5 protein-coding genes are annotated in these 5,229 nt (G+C 35.6%); 1 reads left to right on the top strand and 4 read right to left on the bottom strand.

The features are described 5' to 3' along the window. On the bottom strand, positions 1-979 hold a 979-nt coding region (gene moeB / locus ACHZC3_RS02875; protein WP_394758372.1), incomplete at its 3' end, for a molybdopterin-synthase adenylyltransferase MoeB. 367 nt (positions 980-1,346) lie between these two features. Here moeB and ACHZC3_RS02870 point away from each other — a divergent pair. Next, positions 1,347-2,861 carry a hypothetical protein gene (locus tag ACHZC3_RS02870; RefSeq protein WP_394758371.1) on the top strand — a complete coding sequence of 505 codons (1,515 nt, stop codon included), beginning with the start codon at positions 1,347-1,349 and terminating at the stop codon, positions 2,859-2,861. A 68-nt stretch (positions 2,862-2,929) separates the two neighbouring features. Here the strand turns inward: ACHZC3_RS02870 and ACHZC3_RS02865 are convergent, their stop codons facing one another. From ACHZC3_RS02865 to ACHZC3_RS02855, 3 genes are all read right to left on the bottom strand, one after another. After that, positions 2,930-3,196 (bottom strand): hypothetical protein, encoded by a 267-nt coding sequence (locus ACHZC3_RS02865; RefSeq protein WP_394758370.1) that lies wholly within the window; start codon positions 3,194-3,196, stop codon positions 2,930-2,932. Positions 3,197-3,369: 173 nt separating this feature from the next. Further along, on the bottom strand, positions 3,370-3,876 hold the full coding sequence (locus tag ACHZC3_RS02860; protein ID WP_394758369.1) for a tetratricopeptide repeat protein: 507 nt from the start codon (positions 3,874-3,876) through the stop codon (positions 3,370-3,372). A gap of 23 nt (positions 3,877-3,899) precedes the next feature. Continuing rightward, positions 3,900-5,229, bottom strand: a 1,330-nt coding sequence (locus ACHZC3_RS02855) for an AAA family ATPase (RefSeq protein ID WP_394758368.1), incomplete at its 5' end; no start/stop codon positions are given.

Raw genomic sequence — 5,229 nt, 5'->3', positions numbered from 1 at the left:
AAATTTTATCTAAATTCCCTATCATTTTATTCATGGGAATTAACGTTCCATTTAAGTTGGCAATATCGTATTCGTAAGACTCGCGGACATCTATGAGTTGAAAATTTTTGCCTTCTTGTATCCATTTTTGTAGTTCTTCTACGCTTATCCTTTTTAGTTCTTCGGTTTTAATGAATTTAAGTATTCCACAAAATGCTTCATAATCAATTAGTTTAGTAATTTTGGTAGCCGGATTTTTTCTAATTTTTAATATTCTTGTCGTAAACAAGGCTGCATCAAACAAAAATAACCTTCCCGATAAGGGTTCTCCCACTCCGGTAATTATTTTGATAACTTCGTTGGCTTGTAAACTACCGATAATTCCCGGTAAAACGCCCAAAACTCCGCCTTCTGCACAACTTGGAACGGTTCCGGGAGGAGGCGGTTCAGGAAATAAATCGCGATAATTAGGCCCTCTTTCTCCGTTTTTTTCAACATAATTAAAAACAGAAACTTGCCCTTCAAATCGAAAAATGGAAGCGTAAACATTTACTTTATCATAAAGCACACAAACATCATTGGTCAAATACCGAGTTGGAAAATTGTCCGTTCCGTCCGCGATAATATCGTAATCTTTGGAAATTTTCTTTGCGTTTTGAGCCGTAAAAGGCTTTTCAAAAACCTCGATTAAAATATGTGGGTTGAGTTTGGAAAGTTTCTTTTTGGCTGTTTTAGCTTTTGATTTACCAATATCGCTGACATCATATAAAACTTGGCGTTGAAGATTTGATTCATCCACAACATCGAACTCCACAATTCCAATTTTTCCTACGCCGGCGGCTGTTAAATATAGCAATAAGGGGCTTCCAAGTCCTCCTGCTCCAATCACTAAAACTTTCGCTGCTTTTAATTTTTCTTGGGCTTCAATCCCAAATTCGGGTATTGCTATATGACGCGCATATCGCGCTAATTCAGCGTTGGAAAGGGTATTTTTTATCATAAGAAGTCAGATTAAAGAAGTCAGAAGTCAGATTGCGTTACATTATATTGAAAGTCAATTAATTGTATCCTCATAAAATTGTCGTTTATTTAGGTCTAACTACTTAAGAGTAATAATGAAACATCAATTAATTTGACTTTGGACAAATTTTAAACCGAAGTTCTATTAAAATTACAGATTTTAAAAAAAATGTGACATGGTAAATTTTGAATACTTTTGTAAGAATTCAAAGGAATATCATTTTATTTGAAATAAATGTCTTTGATATTTAAAGTAATATTAAAGCATCACTCCGGTTATTTACCGGGGGTGAAAAAAAAGTAGCTGAAAATATAAAAAAGCAGAACCTACTGAAGAACTTTGTATTATGAAAGAAAAAAGTAAATCAGAACAGTTCTGCCATGATATTCTTAATATGAATGTCAATCGCTACCGACCGCTAGCCAATGCAGTAATGGCATTGGCAAGTGCCACGGAAGCCCAAAGTGTCGTACAGTTGAGTAAGAGTGAAATTTTTCACTATCACTACAGTAACCTGACGAAGATTATGACGGATATAAGCTTTGATGAACAAAGCTATGAAAGCCTAATCCAGGAGGTAAATTTAGTAATTTCCCGATATATTCCCCCGATTCGCAAGGAAGAAGGGACAGAATTTTACGGATTTACAACGGATACGACCAAGATTATTAAAGCGCATTCGCCGACATTGGAAGGACGCACGTATGTACCGATAGCCAATAATGCGATAAAAGGCAATAAACCGGTTGGTATTGGTTATCCGGTATCGTGTTTACACTTGAACCCTTTTGAGCAAGGACAAGGGGGTTGGTGTCCGCCGATGACAGTTGAACGCTTAACGGCTACTCGAAATGCTATCGAAGCCGGAGCCAAAGCCTTAATGTCCGTTATGACCGATAAGACCCTGCCTTTTGGGGATAGTTTATGTCTGCATAAAGCAGACACAAGCTATGGTCAAGCCGCTTTTTTGTCCCCTACTCATGAAGCTGCTAACTTGGTCAATATTGTTCGACTACGAGCATCTTCCAAGATTTACCAATCAGAATCGGATACCCAAACTGGGGGTGCCCCTAAAATATATGGACAAAAATGGTACTTAATTCCCGAAACGGATACAAAAACCTACTTCAAAAAAGGAGTAGCCTATACAGTCGAGCGGGATAGTATTATGGATTTGCCATGTTCGGAACACATTTCCCTTGAGTTAGAATTGAGCAATGGACGAAAAGTCGTCGTTGAACTCTTCCGTTGGAATGACCTGAAAATACGCTCGAAAAACGGTAACTCCATGAAGGATAAACCTTTGGATATTATCAGATGCGTTGTTAAAGATGCTGAAACCAAAGAACTTGTTTTTGTTCGACCTTTATTCATCGCTCTTTGCGGCAAACGTAAATCGGAAACTTCTACCACGCTTGCTTACTTCCAATATTGCGAACGTTACGATGTAGAACCTTTTTATCGTTTTGCCAAACAATCCATGCTCTTGGATAGTTTTCAAACTTCCGATGTCGGGCATCTTGATAATTGGTTGGCTGTTTGGACACTAGCCGTTTGGTTGCTCCTTACCGCTTCCTCAGAAACACAAGCTCAACCCGAAGTTTGGGAAAAGTATTTATCGGTTTACAAAGAAAAAACCGTAGAAAATGAAATTACTGATGTTTTGACCATTGCTCAAACACGCAAGGCGGCTCATACCCTTTTTTCTACTTTTGACCCAAACCCTTTTTTACCTCAAAAGTACAAAAAAGGTAAAGGCAGACAAAAAGGGGATACCCTAACTCCTAAACCAAAGTTTGATGTGGTCAAAAAAGAAAAAAAAATACCGATTTGTAAACTAAAATGTCAAAAAAATGAATAGCGTCCGCCTAAAATATCATTTTTCTTGTGTCTCGTACCCGCTACGTGCGGCGAGGTATTTGTCCAAAGTCAAAAATTAAATAAAGTAGCATAATCTTTCTCCGCAGCAATATATCCAAAAGAACTCCATGAATCTCGTTTTAATATATTCTCATATACTTTTTTTGCATTTTCAGATTCTCCATGATACAAATACCAATTTCCGATGCCGTAATCAATGGCATCTCTACCTGCACCTTTATCTTGGTCGGCTTTAACTATTAGTTGCTCCAACGTTAATTCTCCTTTATAAAACAAACACAAATCGTAGTAGTTTTGATTTTCAATGATTGACATTTCAGAGTGATTTTATTTAAAACCCCAACAGCCGCTTGCGGTTGTTGCATTCGATTTAAAATCATGTACAACCAATGAGTAGCAGAAACAATATTATCATTATTGGTAGAGGTTCCTAAACATTTATCAAAGGCTTTAAAGGCTTTTGAAAAATCCTGTTTTAAATAATTTGCTTATCCAAGATGATAATAAATATTCCCTTGTAAGGTGCTAACGGGTATATTTTGAGCGTTTGGTATTCCGTCCGGCTCTATTTCGTCTTGTTTACCTTGTATCAATTCAACGGCTTTTTCAAAATCTGCAATCGCTTGGTCAAATTGCCGGATAGAAATATAACGATGCCCTCGATGACGATACAGTCGCGCATCTTGGGGAAATTGTTCTATACCTTTTTTGAAAATGGATATGGCTTCCTTGTATTTCCCTTGATAAGCGGTGAATCTTCCGTACCAAATTAGTTTTTCCACATCATAAGGTGCGGAATCAAACGCTTTTTTGTGTTGGTTGTATTTTTCTAATAATTCAGCGGAAGGTTTTGAAGCGAAAAGCGGTTTTCCTAACAGAGAAGTAGCAGCAACTTCATCAGAATTTGAAATTGAATTATTATCCGTTGTATTATTTTTACAAGAAAGTAAAACTAATAGGAAAAAAAGGAGGCAAAAAGGAGGATTTTTTTTCATAAATTAAGGAAAAAGGTTTGTTTTTAAAACTTAGCCGTTACCCAATGTTTAATACTCTTTTCTTTAGTATTAAAATTCACCCCGATTCCGGTGATTATTTTACCGGAAGCCCGATAAGGTTCTGCATAATTATTTTTTATAATTTGGTTTAAAGCCTCTTTTCCGGTGCGATTAAATTTGAATTCAAAAATAAAAACATGAGTTGGCGTTTCAACTATGCTATCCGCTCGTCCTTTTGAGCTATGTACTTCGCTTTTAATGTAAGTGCCCAATAATTTAAAAATAAAATGAAGTAATCCATGATATAAACCTTCCGATTTGGCATCATAAGTTTCTGAAGGTAAACCACTTAATAAATTATTGATAACCGTTTTGACTTTGTCCAACTCTGCATTTTGAAATGCCTCCAACAACACTTTTAGAGAGTCATAAGCATAGTGATGGCTTTGGTGTGCATTTGTTAACCCATCAATCATAAAAAAATACATACTTTCTCGCACTTCTTTATTGGGATAGTCCAAAACCATATCATCCGTTACATTATTCATGGATTTAACCGTTAAATATCCGGTTTGAAATAACAAAGGAACGAGTTCTAAATTTTCGATTGTATATTTTTCTAATTTAATAGAGTTCGTAATGGAATTTTCAACATCATATAGATTATACCTTTTCATCAAATGCAATAAAAAAGTAGGTGTACCGGAAGAAAACCAAAAATTGGTAAAGCGACATTGGTCTAAAAAATTCAACACCCCATAAGGATTATACACCCGATTAACGCCATCCCAACTAAAGCCATCATACCAAGTTTTGATGAGTTGCAATAGTTCCGCTCTTGATAATTTTAATTTTTTACTCGCCTCCTCGATGTATTGGTCAAAATAAGTTTCTAATTCTGTTTGGGTATAGCCTGTCAAAGTAGAATATTCAGGATGAAGGGTTAAATCCGTCAAATTATTCAAATCGGAGAAAATGGAGACTTTAGAAAATTTGGAAACCCCTGTTACAAGGAAAAAGCGAAGATATTGGCTAGAGCTTTTTAAGATAGAATAAAAACTTTTCATAATCTCTTGGTTTTTTTTGGATTGGACATAAATGCCGTTTTCTTGAAACTCCAAAAAATCAATAATTGGTTTATCATATTCATCTATTAACAAAACAACCTGACCATGCTTTTCTGAAACTTTTTGTAAAAGCTCTAAAAATTGGGTTTTTATATCTTTTCCTTCAAAAGAAACTTCGTATTTATTTGCCCATTTTTTCAATTCAAACAACAAGGCATCTGCTAAACCGACTTCTTTATAACTAATCGAATCAAAAGAGAAATGAATAACAGGGTTTGTTTTTTCC

The organism is Flavobacterium sp. (genome assembly GCF_043720215.1).
Lineage (GTDB): Bacteria > Bacteroidota > Bacteroidia > Flavobacteriales > Flavobacteriaceae > Flavobacterium.
This window is presented reverse-complemented; position numbering and strand designations above follow the sequence as displayed.